A 15,454-nucleotide genomic window follows, 5' to 3' on the forward strand; every position below is an offset into this window, starting at 1 on the left:
CCGAGGGCTTTATGGTCTTGACGGCGCGCCGCTCCAACCACAAGCGATCACGACCTCCTTGCGATCTTTCGCGAAGAATGTGATCCCCCGGCCGATGGACCTACAATGGCGCACGCGATCATTCCGAAGTTTCACAACGATATGGGTGTCGAAGTCATCGAGATCGGTGTGAAGGAGTTCGAATGCACCGGTGCATCCGCGCCGTTCGACCACCCGCATATCTATATGGATATGGGCGACGACAGCGAGATCATCTGCTCATACTGCTCGACCGTCTACCGCCACAATCCGAGCCTTGGCCCCGAAGACTCCAAGCCGGCGGGAGCGCTCTACAAGGAATATGTCGAAGGCTGATTTGCGAGGCGCGGCTGTGGATCTGCGGGAAGCGGTGCTTATCCGCGACTTTCATGATCGTGATACTCCCGCGGTGATCGCCCTTGCCGATGAGCTTCGCCGCTTCGAGGCGCGTCTCTATCTCCGGATGAAGCCTTCGCGCCAGCTTGGACGCTGGTACGTGGACGAGCTTCTTGCTGAATGCGCGGAAGCCGATGGCCGCATTTTCGTCGCCGACAGCAGTGGCCTCGTGGTCGGCTATGTCTGCGTGCGTGCCCGTGTGGTGGACGAGGCGCGCGACCGCAGCCAGCTCTCCTACGCCATGATTGATGATCTTATCGTGGCAAGCGATTATCGCGGGCGGGGTATAGGTCGAATGCTGATCGATCAGGCGCAGTATTATGCCCGGAGGCGCGGTGCCGCCTGGCTCAGGATCGGGGTCCTCGCCAGCAACACCAATGCCCACGATCTCTATCGCCGCGAGGGCTTCGATGATCACCTGGTGATGCTTGAGAAGCGGCTGAAGCCGATGCGGTAAGCTGCCCGTGCTTCGGCATCACCGGGCTGCCACGGCCGCCGGACCGGGCCGCGTCGGCTCGTCGAGTGCCTCCCACATCTTCGGATCGTAAGAGGACTGACGCTTGACATACTGATAGGGCGTTTCCGACCAGTCGAGCACGGTCGGGTTCTGGTTATCGAGCACCAGGTCGCCCCCGGTGGTCTTCACCATCAGCACCGCGTGCCCGTCCCCGCGCTCGTCGATCACCACGGTCAGAAGTAAAGTGGAACGTGGCCATCCCAGCTGCTCAAGATAATATTGCTTGAGCAGGGCGTAGTCTTCGCAATCACCTTTTTCGCCGGGAATGGTCCAATACTCGTCCACTTGGTAGAGTTCATTGTCCGTGGCCGGCTTCACCATCTTGTTCACGTGGTCATTCACCGAGACCAGCTCCTTGAGCCGCTCGGGCGTGAGCGCGACCCGTGCCGGCGTGGAACGTTGGCGCGCGCAGGACTGGGGAAATCGCTTGCAGAAATCAACGAAGCCGATGGGCGGCAGAGCCTGCTCGTGGACCTTGGCATAGGCGGCGTTCACCGCCAGGCGATAGCCACCGCTATCCTCGTGAAAGCTGGCTGACTGCGCTTGCGCAGCGGTCACCAGGCTTCCCATCACTGCAATTGTTGCCACCAATCGCTTCATACTTTGACGCCCATCTCTCTTCTTTGTTGAGAGCATCCTGGCGCGCCAACGTTTTAAACAAAGGTAATGCGAAGAATATCTGGATTTGATGTTTGACAGAAGGCTAATGTAGCTAAACTACATAGCCACTTACATGATTCAATAACCTAATGACTGATTCACCGTTTAACTGGTTTACGCTCCGGAAACCAACTGGTTGATACGATCAAGCGCGCCTATATCGCGGGTTTCGTCTGATCCTGTCCGGAAATTTGTTATCGGATGTTCACTAAACCAGTGCGGTTCGTTAAGAGGGAACAGCGCGCCCAGCACCTGCACGGTTTGCCGTCCATCCACAAGCATGGGCAGGAAAACGCACTCAAAAGACGCCGTCCGCCCCGAGGCACTGACTCCTTTGGCTAAAAAAGCGTGAGGATCATAGGCCGACAGGGTCTCGCTGAGCGCGTGATTGATCCGTTCCCGGTCGGCTGGATCCCAGATCTGCGAGAAATCGGTGCCGGTAAGCTCACGCCCCGTGAAGCGCCGCAGCGCCGTGCCGGCCAGTCTGAACGTGAACAGCGGTCGCACGGGGCTGCGCTCGAGCAGCATGATGCAGGGCAATAGCGGACATAGCTCGCGCATCTTCGCATCGCTGCGCTTGGGAGCAGGCCGATCGCCGCGCCAGCCGGTCCAGAGCTCCAACAGGCGCGCGCTATCGGGGTGCAGCAGATCGGTTTGCTCACCAAAGGTCGGCATTATCAACGCGCTCCGGTACTGGTCACAACAAAAGGTTTCAAGACCCTCGCGCGATGATCTTGCATCTGTCGTGCCAGCTCGGGCTGTCTCACAATCGCACAGAGGAGGGTGCGACGGCGCATCTCATGCCTTCGCGAGCATTCCGTGAAAAGGCTGGTGGCATTCACCCGTAAAATGCGAAACAACAGTGCGGACCAGCCGATCACCTTCCCCTGCAAATCCCGATTCGACGGAAGGCACAGATGAGACGACACCACGCCTCGCACAGCGCGACCCGGCCAGGATGGCGCGCCGCATGAGCCGTTCTCCATCATCCTCAGAGCCGATGCTCAATGCGCCGCCGGTTGTGCTCGGCCTTATTGCGCTGTTCATCGTCATCCATCTCATTCGCTCCGTGCTGTCCTACGATGACGATCTCTGGGTGATCCTCACCTTCGCCTTCATTCCGGCGCGCTATCTTTATCCTGCCGGGGAACTGCCGGGTGGCGCGGGCGCGGATATCTGGACATTCGTCTCCCACATGTTTCTGCACGGCGGCTGGGCCCACGTGCTGGTGAACAGCTTCTGGATGCTGGCCTTCGGAACCCTCATCGCCCGCCGCTTGGGTCCTGCTGGATTTCTCCTTCTCACGGCAATTTCTGGAATCGCTGGTGCAGCCCTTCACCTTCTCATCTATTGGGGAGAGTTCGCGCCCGTGATCGGCGCCTCCGGCGGAATTTCGGGCCAGATGGGCGCAGCCCTCCGTCTGATGTTCTCCAATCCTGGCGGCCTTCTTGCAGCCACGCGCCGCGATCAGCGCTATGTCAGGCCACTCACCGTCCGGGAGACCTTCACCAGTCGCGGTCCCCTGACCTTCATTCTGGTCTGGCTCGCCATCAACGTGATTTTCGGACTGCTGAGTTTCGGCGCCGGTGATGATGCGACGGTTGCCTGGCAGGCCCATATCGGCGGATTTCTCGCAGGTCTTCTTGCTTTTGGCCCGATTGACCGCTGGACACGTCGGTTCGTCCTTTAACGTCGCGTGAGCTTTCGCGCAGAACTCGTTGCTGCTCTGCCTTGCGATCTGTGGTAGGCTGTCAGGCCTTACAGTCTTGCGGAGGACAGTATGACAGTGGCGACGATCCTCAAGCAGAAAGGACACGAGGTGATCACCGCGGCGGTGACAGACACGGTGCACGCCGCAGCCAAACGTCTCGCCGCGCATCGCATCGGCGCCCTGATCGTGGTGGATGATGGTGGCCGTATCGCCGGCATCGTCTCGGAACGGGATATCGTCCGTGCACTGGCCGATCACGGCGATGCTGTGCTCTCCGCATCCCTCTCAGCAATCATGGTGCGCGACGTCATCACCTGCACACCGGAGGACACGGTGGCGCAGCTGATGGAAGCGATGACCGAGCATCGCGTGCGGCACCTGCCGGTGGTGACGGAGAACGGGCTGTCGGGCATCGTGTCGATCGGCGACGTCGTCAAGATGCGGATCGCAGAGGCCGAACTCGAGGCGGCCGAGATGAAGCGCTACATCGCGTCCTGACAGTCGCATCGGGGCAGGGGCGTCCCGCGCGGGTGACGTTCGTTCTCAGGCCGAATCGACCTGTGCCAGACGGTCGAGCGCCCATTGGATCTCCGGCAGCGCCCGTTCTGCTGCCTCACGCCCTGCTTCGATGGCAATATCGGCCTTCTCGAAGTCAAACAGGCCGACATCCCCCGTGCGCGGCGAAATCAGCACGTCCGGCGGGTCGCCCGCAAGCCGTGAACGCGCGAGCCTGTCCTGGGCGATATTGAACGCAGCCACCAGCACTGCGCTGATGCCCGGTGGGGTCGAATATTCTCGCCGCGGATCGATGGGCTTCGGTGGTCTGACATCCTGCTGAGACGTGTCGCCCACCTGCTCGACCGCATGAACGATATCTGGCTGCTGCACCACCGTCCCGCCAAAGGCCTCCGCATTGACATTGACGGCGATCACCAGCCGCGCCCCGCGTGCCCGGCAGGCAGAAACCGGGATCGGGTTGACCACGGCCCCATCGATCAGCCATTGATGCGCGAAATAGATCGGCTTGAACACGCCGGGCAAGGCGTAGGACGCCCGGATGGCATCGGCCAGGTGCCCCTTCTGCAGCCAGATCTCGTGGCCGGTTAACAGCTCCGTGCCGATGCAAATGAAGGGGCGGTCGAGCTCCTCGATCAACGTATCGCCCAGTTGCTCATTGAGCATGCGCTGCAGCCTGTCGCCGGCAATGAGGCCACCGCCGCGCCAAGAGAAGTCGAGCAGCGAAAAGATGCGACGCCTCGTCAGTTTCCGAGCGAAATCTTCGAGCGCATCGAGCTTGCCCGCCGCGAACAGACCTCCGACCAGCGCCCCGATCGAGGTTCCGGCAATCACGTCGAACTCGATATCCGCCTCGAGCAATCGATGGATCACGCCGATATGGGCCCAGCCGCGTGCAGCACCGGCACCGAGTGCGAGCCCCACCCGGGGACGCTGCCGCTCGGCAATCGGCGTCACCGCCTCGCCGGAGCCATTCGCTGGCCCTTCGAAATGTCTCCAGAACCTCAATGGTCTGCCCGCTCGTCTACTCCGCCACGGAGGAGGTGTATGGCTTCGCGTACTGTGGTGGGTCTAGCTCTGCAATCGTCCATGGCTATCCTTTCGGATAGATTAAGGCTGTGTGACGGCACGTGCGGCCAGCTCCGATATCTGGCCGCAATCCGGCATTCCACTCAGCCCTGGGATCGATTGTCGCAGGTAAGCCTGTCTGCGGCTGTCTACCTAAAGCTGAGTGGGGTTTGGAACGTCCCCGTACACTTCGAGAGGATCGAATGTCTTTTGACTTTCGCGGAATTCCAGGCGGATCTCCGGAGAAACCGATTGGCCTAGGGGCACGGAGCGATAGAAGCAGGACTTGTAGCCCACATGGCAGCTGGCGCCAGATCCTGCCACCTGCACCTTCAGCCATACAGCATCCTGATCATCGTCGATCCTGAGGTCGACGACCTTCTGCACGAGTCCGCTGCTTGCGCCCTTGTGCCAGAGAACCTTGCGCGAGCGGCTCCAGTAATGAGCCTCGCCCGTCTCTATGGTGCGCCGCAGCGCCTCCGCATTCATATATCCAACCATCAGCACATCGCCGCTGGCAGCATCAGTGGTCACGGCGACGAGCAATCCATCCTGATCGAACTTCGGCGCGAGGTCCTGGCCTTCCTCGACTTGTTCGATGCTGAGGCGCTTCGAGAAAACTGTATCGTTCATGGCGTGCGTTCTGTACCGAACCGGAAGCTGGGTCAACGGGCGTGACGGATCAATTCGAAGAAGCGGGCCTGCAAATGGTGATCCGCCTTGAATTCACCTGTGAATTGGGTGGTGATGGTCGAGACGTTGGGCTTCTGCACTCCGCGCAGAGACATGCATTGATGGACGGCATCGATCATCACCGCAACCCCGCGCGGCTTGAGCGCCGTTTCGATCGCATCGGCAATCTGCGCCGTCATCGTCTCCTGGGTCTGCAGCCGGCGTGCGAACACCTCGACGACCCGCGCGATCTTCGACAGCCCCACGATGCGCCCCGTGGGGAAATAGGCGACATGGGCCTTGCCCACGAACGGCACCATGTGATGCTCGCAATGTGAGGCCACTTCGATGTCGCGGATCAGCACGATATCGTCATAGCCGGCGGTCTCCTCGAAGGTGCGCGACAGGATTTCGACCGGATCCTGCCCATAGCCTTTGAAGAATTCCCGATAGGCCCGCACCACCCGCTGCGGGGTATCCGCAAGCCCGTCCCGGTTCGGATCATCGCCCGCCCATCGGATCAGCGTGCGCACCGCCGCTTCCGCTTCCTCCTGCGTGGGTCGCCCCGAGGCATCCACCGCGACATCGTCCCTGTGGCGCGCGAGAAGGCTCACGATCGCATCCATATGAACTCCTGAACCCCGCGCTTGTGCTCGCCCGCTGTCCTGTCGCAGGTGTCGGGGCTTCGTTGCCGATTTCCCTACACCATATAGAATTGGCGGGTCGGTGTCGCAAGCCGGCACGGCACCGATCGATGGTCGCGGGCGAGAACCCGTCCGCAAGGAGCCCAATCGAGGGAACGAGATGCTGAATGACATTTACAACCGCAAGATCCTGGGTTTCGCGGCGGACATTCCCTTGACCGTAAGGCTCGCCGCGCCCGATGCGACTGCGGTTGCTCATTCGCGCCTCTGCGGATCCAAGGTGACCGTGGATCTCGAGATGGAGAACGGGGTGGTGACCGCCTTCGGCCACGAAGTGAAGGCCTGCGCGCTTGGGCAGGCCTCATCATCCATCATGGCGCGCAACGTGATTGGCTCAACCGCGAGCGAGCTCCGCGCCCTTCGCGACACAATGTATGCGATGCTCAAGAATGGTGGCCCGCCCCCGACCGGGCGCTGGGCAGATCTGGCCGCACTCGAACCCGTGCGTGACTTCAAGGCGCGCCATGCCTCGACCCTGCTGACCTTCGATGCGGTCTGTGATTGCCTCGATCAGATCGAGGCCAAGGCGCAAGTGCCCTCCAAGAGCAGCGCGGCCGGCTAGCGTATGGATCGCCTCTTCGCCCTAATCGGTATCGCGCTCATCACGACGTATCGTTATACGCTCTCCGCGATCATGGGCCGGACCTGCCGGCATCTGCCGAGCTGCTCCGAATATGGGATTGAGGCTCTGCGCCGCCATGGCGCCTGGCGCGGCGGGTGGCTGACCATCTCGCGCCTGTCTCGCTGCCATCCCTGGGGAACACACGGATTTGATCCGGTTCCGGAGAGATTGCCGGATCACGGTTGGTGCTTCTGGCGGTACGGCAGTTGGTCGCCGGCTCGTGACCATTCGCTGAACGAAAGAGGCCGCCAGGGCCGGTGAACGGCACGGACGGCCTCTTCTCGAAGTGGCCTCTCGAACACGAGGCAATTCTCGCGGGCTGGCGGTAAACACGCCGTAAACATTCACCCCTTGTGTGAATTGCCCCCGCGGTCGCCTCAGAGGGCAGGCAGCTGGTAGACCAGGGCGGCACGGAACGTATGAAAGTCGCTCGTGCTCAGCATGCCTTGGCTGCCCTTGACGCTGAAGTCGAACCGCTTCGGGTCGAGCTGGGTATAGAGATATTCGCCGCGCAGCGAGATATTGTCCGTGAGCTTTGCCTCGATACCCCCGCCATAGGTGAAGCCCGTGACCAACTCCTTGTCCGTTCCCCATTGGCTGGTTCTGACCGCCATATCGGCAAGCGCGAGCCCACCGGTCGCATAGAACAGCACATTGGGTGCTGGGGTGAAGCCGACCCGACCGCGCAGGGTGGAGAATTGGCCGACTTCTCCCACCACCGCATCGGATCCGGAAGTGCCAGAACGGCCAGCAATATTCCCGAAGCTTGTGTCGGCTTCCAGGCCAAGCACGACGGCATCGAACTGAGCATCAGCCCCGGCCAGCACACCGAGCGAGTAGCCCTCTGCATCGAATGAACGGGTCGTGCCGTTGGTGAACTGGCTTTTGCCGCTCAACTGGCTATTGCTGCCGACGATACCCACATGAAACCCCTGCCATCCTGGCAAGGCGTGCTCGTCCTGGTCCGAAGGCACGGCGCTATACTGGACAGGCTGGTAGCTCGGTTCCGTCGGCGGCAGGTCTGCGGCCAGCAGCTGATTGGCTGCGGCGGCGGATAGGACCATGGCGAACGGGAGCGATTTGAAGGATCGGCGGGTCCTTGGAAAACACATAGGAACCTACTTTCAAACTGACTATCCGAAACACGACTGCATGAATGCAGCTGGATTTGTACCAGCCGATCGCCAGAATGCAACATATGGTTGTGTGTGAGTGAGCCAAGCTTATTCCGAGAATATAAGTGACCCCAAAGCCTTATCTTTGAAACCCGTAAGCGACGTCTTGGCGGAGCGACTCTATTTCCGATAACCTGTGGTTGTCAGGCCACAGGCGCGATCCCCAAAGCCGCGATCCACGCCTTGACGCTCGCCCTCACAGAGGCGAAAACCAGCGCCGCTGGTCCGGACGTGACCGGCACCCCGATAACAGCCGCTTACCTGCCTGGTATGCAGTGAGTGAGCAGGAGAAAACTGATGATCAATCTTTCCTTCCCCGACGGCAGCCGTCGTTCATTCCCGCAAGGTGTCTCCGGCGCCGAAGTCGCCGCATCGATCGCCAAATCCCTTGAGAAGCGGGCGGTTGCGGTCCTTCTTGACGGAACGCTGGCCGACCTCTCCGACCCGATCGAGAGCGATGCCGACATCCGCATTGTGACGCGCGACGATCCGGAGGCCCTTGAGCTCATCCGTCACGATGCAGCCCACGTGCTCGCCGAGGCCGTTCAGGAACTATATCCCGGAACGCAGGTCACCATCGGCCCTGTGATAGAGAACGGGTTTTATTACGATTTCGCGCGCAATGAGCCGTTCCATCCTGAGGATCTCGCCGCGATCGAGGCCAAGATGCGCGAGATCATCGCGCGTGACCGGCCTTTCACCAAGGAGGTTTGGAGCCGCGATCAGGCCAAGGCCTATTTCCGCGACAAGGGTGAGAGCTACAAGGTCGAGCTGGTCGATGCGATCCCTGAGGACCAGCAGATCAAGATCTATCGCCAGGGCGAATGGCTCGATCTTTGCCGTGGCCCCCACATGACCTCCACCGGCAAGGTGGGCAATGCCTTCAAGCTGATGAAGATCGCCGGCTCCTATTGGCGCGGGGATGCCAACAATGCCCAGCTTCAGCGCATTTATGGCACCGCCTGGGCCAGTGAGAAGGACCTGAAGGAATACCTGAACCGGCTGGAGGAGGCGGAAAAGCGCGACCACCGCCGCCTCGGCCGCGAGATGGACCTGTTCCATTTCCAGGAGGAAGGCCCCGGTGTGGTCTTCTGGCATGCGAAGGGATGGACGCTCTACCAGTCCCTCATCGCCTATATGCGCAGGCGTCAGGACGATGCCGGCTATCTCGAGGTGAACACCCCCCAGCTGCTCGACCGCGCGCTCTGGGAAGCGTCGGGCCATTGGGAGAAATATCACGAGAACATGTTCATCACCGAAACCGAGGATGAACGCAGTTTCGCGCTGAAGCCGATGAATTGCCCTGGTCACATCCAGGTCTTCAAGCATGGGCTGAAGAGCTATCGTGATCTGCCCCTCAAGATCGCCGAATTCGGCCTGGTCCACCGATATGAGCCATCCGGTGCGATGCACGGGCTCATGCGTGTGCGCGCCTTCACTCAGGACGACGCCCATATCTTTGTGACACCCGATCAGCTTGCCGAGGAATGTCTTGAGGTCAACGACCTCATCCTGTCCATCTATAGCGACTTCGGCTTTGACGATGTCTCGATCAAATTCTCGGACCGTCCGGAGCAGCGGATCGGTGCCGACGAGGTCTGGGATCAGGCCGAGGCAGCCCTCAAGGACGTGCTTGCACGTACCGGCCGTCCTTGGACGCTGAACAAGGGCGAGGGCGCCTTCTACGGGCCCAAGCTCGAATATGTCTTACGCGATGCGATCGGGCGCGAGTGGCAATGCGGCACGCTGCAGGTAGACTTGAATCTGCCCGGTCGCCTGGGCGCCTTCTACATCGCACCCGATGGTGAAAAGCGTATTCCCATCATGTTGCACCGTGCGATGTTCGGTTCGCTCGAACGGTTCATCGGTATTCTGATCGAGCATTATGCCGGCCACTTCCCGCTTTGGCTCGCACCGGTGCAGGTCATGGTCTGCCCGATCGTGTCCGAGATCGATGACTACGCGACCGAAGTGGCGAATGCGCTGGCGTCAGCCGGGCTCCGTGTCGACACCGATCTGCGCAATGAGAAGATCAACTATAAGGTGCGGGAGCATTCCTTGGCCAAGATCCCCGTCATTCTGGTTGTCGGCAAGCGCGAGCGCGATGAGCGCTCCGTGAACGTGCGGCGGTTGGGATCCAAGGACCAGGAGAGCCTCTCGCTCGATAAGGTGATCGCGCGCCTCGCTGAGGAAGCGGTGCCGCCTGACCTGGCGCGCAGGGAAAAGAAGCGCGCAGCCTAACGCAAAAACAGAAAACGGGGGCGAATGAAGCCCCCGCTAGTTCTTGAGAAGCAGGCTCAACCTTGTCAGTTGATCGGCAGGTGATAGGTGCCCATCACGCGGATCATATGCGTGCCTTCGAATTCGGCATTCACGCGGTTCGTCTCCTTCTCGAGATCCACCTTATTGCCGACAGTGTTATATCTGAACTTGTTTGCCTTCATGCCCACGTCGAATCCGGTCATGTACAGATACTGTACACCCAGGCCGAAATTGTCTGTCACCTTGTAGTTTACGCCGCCGCCGAACACTGGCGCAAAGCCGTAGCCGTCGTCCTTGATCAGCCCGTCGACCGGGTTCTCGGCATTGATCTTCGCATGCGCGATACCGAGGCCGCCCGTACCATAGATCAGTACGTTGTCGAAGGCATAGCCGAGATTGGCGCGAACCGTGTAGAGCTCATCCAGCTTGGCTTTGGAGCGGAAGCCATATGTGCCCTTATTATAATCTTCTGTACGTTTGGTCAGTTCGTCTTGCGTCCACTTGTCGTAAGAGGGAAGGTCGGCACCGGCCTTCTTCTTGTCCTTGTCCTTGTCCTTGTCCTTCTTGTAACCACGGCTATCGCTGATCGAGCCGAACGACCCGTCGAACTCGGCGCCCAGCACCCAATTGCCGATCTGGTTGTGCAGGCCGATGATGCCGCCCACCATCGGGCCATCCAGACTGTTCAGATGGGTGAGATCCTTCTCCTTGCCGTTGAGCCCGTAGGTGCCGATCACGCCAACCGAAAGACCCTGCCAGGGCTTGTACTCCTGGGCGACCGGGAGGACCGGCGCCGGAGCCGGTGGCTCATAGACCGGCAGATCGGCCGCAAAGGCTGGGGCTCCGATAAGAACCGGGGCAAGGGCGGTGGCCCAGGCGGCTTTACGCAGAAAATTCATACTCTCCTCCGAAACAACAACTCAAATCACTTTGTTCGTGCACGTGTGATGCAGATGGCTTTACAACCGGAAATGGCGGCCCGAATGCGGCTAAATGCGAGCCAATCTTGGGTGGCGGGTGTCTCGTAAAGGTTGTGACTTTCGGGACACAACGACCCCGTCGGCTGGGCGGGAATGGTCAAGCGTGAAGAGAAGAGCGGGACGCTCTAGATGGCGGGAGCCTCGAAGATTAGCTGAGCATCGCGCGAGGCGACGAGATGGTAGTGCCCATCGGCGCCGGAGCCGACGGCCCATAGACCGGCAGATCGGCCGCAAACGCAGAGGCCGCGGCGAGGTCGGGGCAAGGGCTCCCAACCGCGCGATCTTACGTAAAAGTTCATACTCTCCACCGAAACAACAACTCAAAAGTCACTTTGCTCGTGTATGCGTGTGATATGGTGGTGTTACAACCACACATGGCGTGAGTGCTGTTAAAACCAAGCAGTTGTGAGATCGAGAATGCCTCTTGAGGGTTGTATCTTCTGGGCTACAGGGGGGCCGGCGCCCATGCTGCGAGATCTCGCAGGATTCGCTTGGAAGGGCAGCTTTTGGATGATGCTCCTCGGGCTCTTTTTTTCAGCGCTCTCCTGTGGCCCCACCCTTGCACAACCAGCGTCCGAGCCGGAACGCCCGGTTCAGGTCGAGCAGCTCCTTAGGCTCCTTGCTGACCCTGGCGTCCAGGCCTGGATCAAGGCCGAGGCCGGCCGGCCAGCACCGGATAACGGAGGGAGTGCGAACGCTGCAGGAGCGCCCGCGGCTGCACACATTCATGACCCTGCTGTGCCGGAATCGGGTCGGTGGGCCGGAGACGGACGGATCATTGCCGCAATTGACGGGCGCCTAGCGGCAGCGCGCCGCCATCTGGCGGAACTGGCAACGGCAATACGCACCTTGCCCGCAGAGCTGAACGCGCTTGCTGGGTTTCTGAGGCAAGAGCGAGCGCAGATCTCCGTCCCGAAGCTTGCAGCAGCTCTCGCCCTTGCCGTGGTTTTGGGAGGCGCCCTGCAATGGTTGTTCGGCCATGCCACGGCTGGTTTCACCAGCATCGATCCTGTCCAAGGCCCCGGTATCCGTCTCCGTATCCTCGCAAGAAGACTGGCGCTGGCTTTGGGCTCCTGCGCTGCCTTGGCCGGCGGTCTGATGATCGGCATGTTGCTGTTCCAGCTGCCCCTCGTCACACGGCACCTCGCCTTGAGCCTGCTCGTGCTCGCATTGGCGCTCGTTGCGACCTGGCGGGTGACTGATGCGCTGTTGGCACCGTCTGGAGCTGGTGCAGTGCCGCCGCGACCGTTGCGGGCGATTCCGATGTCGGATGCGGCCGCGCGATTCTGGCGTGCGCGCATAACGCTCTTCGTGGGCTGGGGTATCCTCACATGGCTCATCATCCGATTGCTCGAGATGCTTCCGCTTCCCACCGGCACCCGCGATCTCCTGACCTATCTGCTGGGCTTCGGCCAGCTCCTCCTGGCCCTGGAGATGATCTGGGGCAGCAGGCGCTTGTCCGAAATGGAGCAGCAGGTTGATGCAACGGCGTCCGGGACATGCTGGCTGCTATCGCTCTGGGCGGTGCTGCTTTGGGTGATCTGGGTTGTCGGCGCCATCAGCCTGTTCTGGCTGCTGTTGGTGGCGGTCGTCTTGCCTTTGGCCCTCTGGCTGACCAGGCGATCAACCGCTCATCTTCTCGAGCGCGAGGCCGGTGCTGGACAACACGCGAGCATCATGAGCGCTTCCGTTGAACGGGGCCTTCAGGCGTGCCTGATTCTGCTCGCGATCGGCGTGCTCGCCTGGGCATGGAATATCGATCTCGTGGCCATGACCGCCAATGAGACACCGCACAACCGGATTGTGCGTGGAATACTGAACGCTCTCCTGATCCTTTTGGCAGCAGATGTGCTCTGGCATGTCTCCAAGACAGCGATCGATCTGAAGCTCGCTGCCGCCGCCTCCGCCGCGCCGGAGGATAATGAGGCAATTGCCCGCGCAGCGCGCCTGCGGACCCTTCTGCCAATTCTGCGCAACATCCTGCTGGCGACCATTGTGATCGTCGCGGGCATGATGGCCTTGGCCTCGCTCGGCGTCGAGATCGGCCCCCTGATCGCCGGCGCTGGGGTGGTCGGTGTTGCCATCGGTTTTGGCGCCCAGACCCTGGTGAAGGATATCATCTCCGGCATGTTTTACCTGTTCGATGATGCTTTCCGGGTGGGCGACTACATCCAGAGCGGCTCGCACAAGGGAACGGTGGAAGGGTTCAGCCTGCGCTCGATTCGCCTGCGCCACCAGCGTGGGCCGGTCTATACAGTGCCTTTCGGTGAATTGGGGGCGGTGGAGAATCTCAGCCGCGACTGGGTGATCGACAAGAGCACCCTGAGCGTGACCTACGACACCGACCTTGAGCAGGTTCGCAAGATCATCAAGGAGATCGGCCAGAAGCTGAAGGCCGATCCCGAATTCGCGCCCCATATCATCGACACCCTGAAAATGCAGGGGGTGCAGGAATTTGGCGATTATGCCATTCAGATCCGCATGAAGCTCACCACCAAGCCCGGTGAGCAGTTCGTGATTCGCCGCCGCGCCTTTGCCATGATCAAAAAGGCTTTCGAGGAGAAGGGCATCAAATTCGCAAGGCCCGTCGTTCATGTGGCGAGCGATGAGGAAGCCAGTGCTGCCGCCGCCCAGCAGAGCCTGAACATGCGGCGAATCGAGGAGGCGGACCCCGCCTGATCTCCCCGGGACCCTGTCTCACCGGGTGGCAGGCACCTTGACGCGCAGGCGAGATTGTCCAGTTGCCGAGCATCATGAACCAAACCGAGAGAGCCATGTCTACAGCCTCTGCCGAAGCGCCTGCCGAGGCGCACACCAACGACCTGAGCAGCACCATGAGCCTTTTGCTCACCCGACGCTCTCAGGCGATCGCCAAGCTGACCGATGCAGGTCCGAATGACGAGGATCTGCGCACGATCCTGACCGCCGCCGCCCGGGTGCCGGATCACGGCAAGCTCGCGCCCTGGCGCTTCATCATCTTCAAGGGCGAGCGTCGCGCAGCCTTCGGCCGCTTCCTTGAACGGCACCTGCGCGAAACCCGTCCCGATGCCGGTGACGTGATGTTCGAGAAGGCCCGCACCATCTTCACCGACGCGCCGGTCGTGATCGGCGTGGTCTCCCGGGCGGCGCCCCATGTGAAAATCCCGGAATGGGAGCAATATCTCTCCTGCGGTGCATCCTGCATGAACATCGTGACCGCCGCGACCGCGCTCGGCTATGGCGTTCAATGGATCACTGGCTGGTATGCCTATGATCGCGAGGTTGCCTCTCACCTTGGTCTCGCCGATCATGAGCGTATGGCTGGCTTCATCTTCATCGGCGGCATGAGTGAGCAGCCCAGCGATCGTGCAAGGCCTGATCTGGCGCAATTGGTCAGCGAATACTAGGAGCTAAGGTGGCAGCAGACGGATCGAGGACCCCGGGCAGTGCAGCCCTCAAAGGCATCCTTTTCGACAAGGATGGCACTTTGATCGACTTCCAGAAGAGCTGGGGACCCGTCGTGCGTGCGCTCGCGCTGTCCTTCGCGCACGGTGACGAGCGTGAGGCCATGCGGCTGATGATCGCCGCCGGCTACGATCCCGAAAGCGACAGCTATCGCTCGGGGTCCGTGGTCGCGGCGGGAACCTCGGTTGACCTCTGTGATCTCTGGCGGCCGGGCCTGGCGCCCGCCGAGCGCGCCGCAACCATCACGGAGATCGATGCCACTTTCGCGCAAGCCGCGATCGACCATGCGGTGCCGGTCTGCCCGCTAGATGCCGTCTTTTCGGCTCTTGCGGCGGAAGGCTATGTGCTCGGCCTCGCCACCAATGATGCAACCGCCTCCGCGGAACTATGCCTCACCGGCTTAGGCGTGCGGCACCACTTCGCCTCGGTCCACGGATGGGACAGCGTCGCAAACGCGAAGCCGGCGCCCGACATGGTGCAAGCCTTTTGTGCCGGCGCAAACCTTGCGCCGGAGCAAGTGGCCGTGGTCGGCGATAACCTGCATGATCTTCATATGGCGGAAGCCGCCGGTGTTTCGCTCAAGGTCGGCGTATTGTCCGGCAATTCGCGGCGGGAGCATCTGGAGGCCCATGCCGACTTGTTGATTGAAGACGTCTCGTATCTGCCCGCCGCCTTGAAAGAGCGCGCGCGCATAGCCGGTTGAGGAGGA

General features: G+C 61.0%; 17 protein-coding genes. 10 read left to right on the forward strand and 7 right to left on the reverse strand.

All coding sequences use genetic code 11. The features are described 5' to 3' along the window. Positions 1 to 105: 105 nt before the first annotated feature. Positions 106 to 354, forward strand: coding sequence for a zinc-finger domain-containing protein (locus RCF49_RS18545; protein WP_342641268.1), 249 nt, complete (start codon positions 106 to 108; stop codon positions 352 to 354). Then, positions 341 to 871, forward strand: coding sequence for a GNAT family N-acetyltransferase (locus RCF49_RS18550; RefSeq protein WP_342641269.1), 531 nt, complete (start codon positions 341 to 343; stop codon positions 869 to 871). The genes RCF49_RS18545 and RCF49_RS18550 overlap by 14 nt, the downstream gene beginning before the upstream one ends. A gap of 18 nt (positions 872 to 889) precedes the next feature. Here the strand turns inward: RCF49_RS18550 and RCF49_RS18555 are convergent, their stop codons facing one another. After that, positions 890 to 1,531: a transglutaminase-like cysteine peptidase gene (locus RCF49_RS18555; RefSeq protein WP_342641270.1), complete on the reverse strand. Its 642-nt coding sequence runs from the start codon at positions 1,529 to 1,531 to the stop codon at positions 890 to 892. 174 nt (positions 1,532 to 1,705) lie between these two features. After that, a complete protein-coding gene (locus RCF49_RS18560) occupies positions 1,706 to 2,266 on the reverse strand; it encodes a PAS domain-containing protein (protein WP_342641271.1) in 561 nt (186 codons plus the stop codon). Between the two features lie 295 nt (positions 2,267 to 2,561). Here RCF49_RS18560 and RCF49_RS18565 point away from each other — a divergent pair, with 295 nt between their 5' ends. Further along, entirely contained in the window at positions 2,562 to 3,281 is a 720-nt protein-coding gene (locus RCF49_RS18565) for a rhomboid family intramembrane serine protease (protein ID WP_342641272.1), read from the forward strand. 90 nt (positions 3,282 to 3,371) lie between these two features. Further along, positions 3,372 to 3,800, forward strand: a complete 429-nt coding sequence (locus RCF49_RS18570; RefSeq protein ID WP_342641273.1) for a CBS domain-containing protein — start codon at positions 3,372 to 3,374, stop codon at positions 3,798 to 3,800. Between the two features lie 45 nt (positions 3,801 to 3,845). On the opposite strand, the gene RCF49_RS18575 is transcribed toward RCF49_RS18570, so the two are convergent. The 3 genes from RCF49_RS18575 to folE form a co-directional block, all read right to left on the reverse strand. Next, complete coding sequence (locus RCF49_RS18575) at positions 3,846 to 4,826, reverse strand: patatin-like phospholipase family protein (RefSeq protein WP_342641274.1); 981 nt, start codon at positions 4,824 to 4,826, stop codon at positions 3,846 to 3,848. Between the two features lie 213 nt (positions 4,827 to 5,039). Further along, positions 5,040 to 5,519, reverse strand: a complete 480-nt coding sequence (hisI, locus tag RCF49_RS18580; protein ID WP_342641275.1) for a phosphoribosyl-AMP cyclohydrolase — start codon at positions 5,517 to 5,519, stop codon at positions 5,040 to 5,042. A 32-nt stretch (positions 5,520 to 5,551) separates the two neighbouring features. Then, positions 5,552 to 6,184, reverse strand: coding sequence for a GTP cyclohydrolase I FolE (gene folE / locus RCF49_RS18585; protein WP_342641276.1), 633 nt, complete (start codon positions 6,182 to 6,184; stop codon positions 5,552 to 5,554). Between the two features lie 178 nt (positions 6,185 to 6,362). Here folE and RCF49_RS18590 point away from each other — a divergent pair, with 178 nt between their 5' ends. Both RCF49_RS18590 and yidD read left to right on the forward strand, forming a co-directional pair. Then, positions 6,363 to 6,824 carry an iron-sulfur cluster assembly scaffold protein gene (locus tag RCF49_RS18590; protein ID WP_342641277.1) on the forward strand — a complete coding sequence of 154 codons (462 nt, stop codon included), beginning with the start codon at positions 6,363 to 6,365 and terminating at the stop codon, positions 6,822 to 6,824. 72 nt (positions 6,825 to 6,896) lie between these two features. Then, positions 6,897 to 7,145, forward strand: coding sequence for a membrane protein insertion efficiency factor YidD (gene yidD / locus RCF49_RS18595; RefSeq protein ID WP_432807414.1), 249 nt, complete (start codon positions 6,897 to 6,899; stop codon positions 7,143 to 7,145). 116 nt (positions 7,146 to 7,261) lie between these two features. On the opposite strand, the gene RCF49_RS18600 is transcribed toward yidD, so the two are convergent. Then, entirely contained in the window at positions 7,262 to 7,948 is a 687-nt protein-coding gene (locus RCF49_RS18600; RefSeq protein ID WP_342641279.1) for an outer membrane protein, read from the reverse strand. Positions 7,949 to 8,356: 408 nt separating this feature from the next. Between RCF49_RS18600 and thrS the strand changes: the two genes are divergently transcribed. Beyond that, positions 8,357 to 10,300: a threonine--tRNA ligase gene (thrS, locus tag RCF49_RS18605; protein WP_342641280.1), complete on the forward strand. Its 1,944-nt coding sequence runs from the start codon at positions 8,357 to 8,359 to the stop codon at positions 10,298 to 10,300. A 65-nt stretch (positions 10,301 to 10,365) separates the two neighbouring features. Here the strand turns inward: thrS and RCF49_RS18610 are convergent, their stop codons facing one another. Further along, entirely contained in the window at positions 10,366 to 11,220 is an 855-nt protein-coding gene (locus RCF49_RS18610; protein ID WP_342641281.1) for an outer membrane protein, read from the reverse strand. A 591-nt stretch (positions 11,221 to 11,811) separates the two neighbouring features. On the opposite strand from RCF49_RS18610, the gene RCF49_RS18615 reads away from it, so the two are divergent. The 3 genes from RCF49_RS18615 to RCF49_RS18625 all read left to right on the forward strand — a co-directional run bounded on the left by RCF49_RS18615 (position 11,812) and on the right by RCF49_RS18625 (position 15,448). Beyond that, positions 11,812 to 13,980: a mechanosensitive ion channel family protein gene (locus RCF49_RS18615; RefSeq protein ID WP_342641282.1), complete on the forward strand. Its 2,169-nt coding sequence runs from the start codon at positions 11,812 to 11,814 to the stop codon at positions 13,978 to 13,980. A gap of 95 nt (positions 13,981 to 14,075) precedes the next feature. Beyond that, a complete protein-coding gene (locus RCF49_RS18620) occupies positions 14,076 to 14,687 on the forward strand; it encodes a nitroreductase family protein (protein WP_342641283.1) in 612 nt (203 codons plus the stop codon). A gap of 8 nt (positions 14,688 to 14,695) precedes the next feature. After that, positions 14,696 to 15,448, forward strand: coding sequence for an HAD family hydrolase (locus RCF49_RS18625; RefSeq protein ID WP_342641284.1), 753 nt, complete (start codon positions 14,696 to 14,698; stop codon positions 15,446 to 15,448). The last annotated feature ends 6 nt before the right edge of the window (positions 15,449 to 15,454 follow it).

Source organism: Rhodoligotrophos sp. CJ14, from assembly GCF_038811545.1.
GTDB lineage: Bacteria > Pseudomonadota > Alphaproteobacteria > Rhizobiales > Im1 > Rhodoligotrophos > Rhodoligotrophos ferricapiens.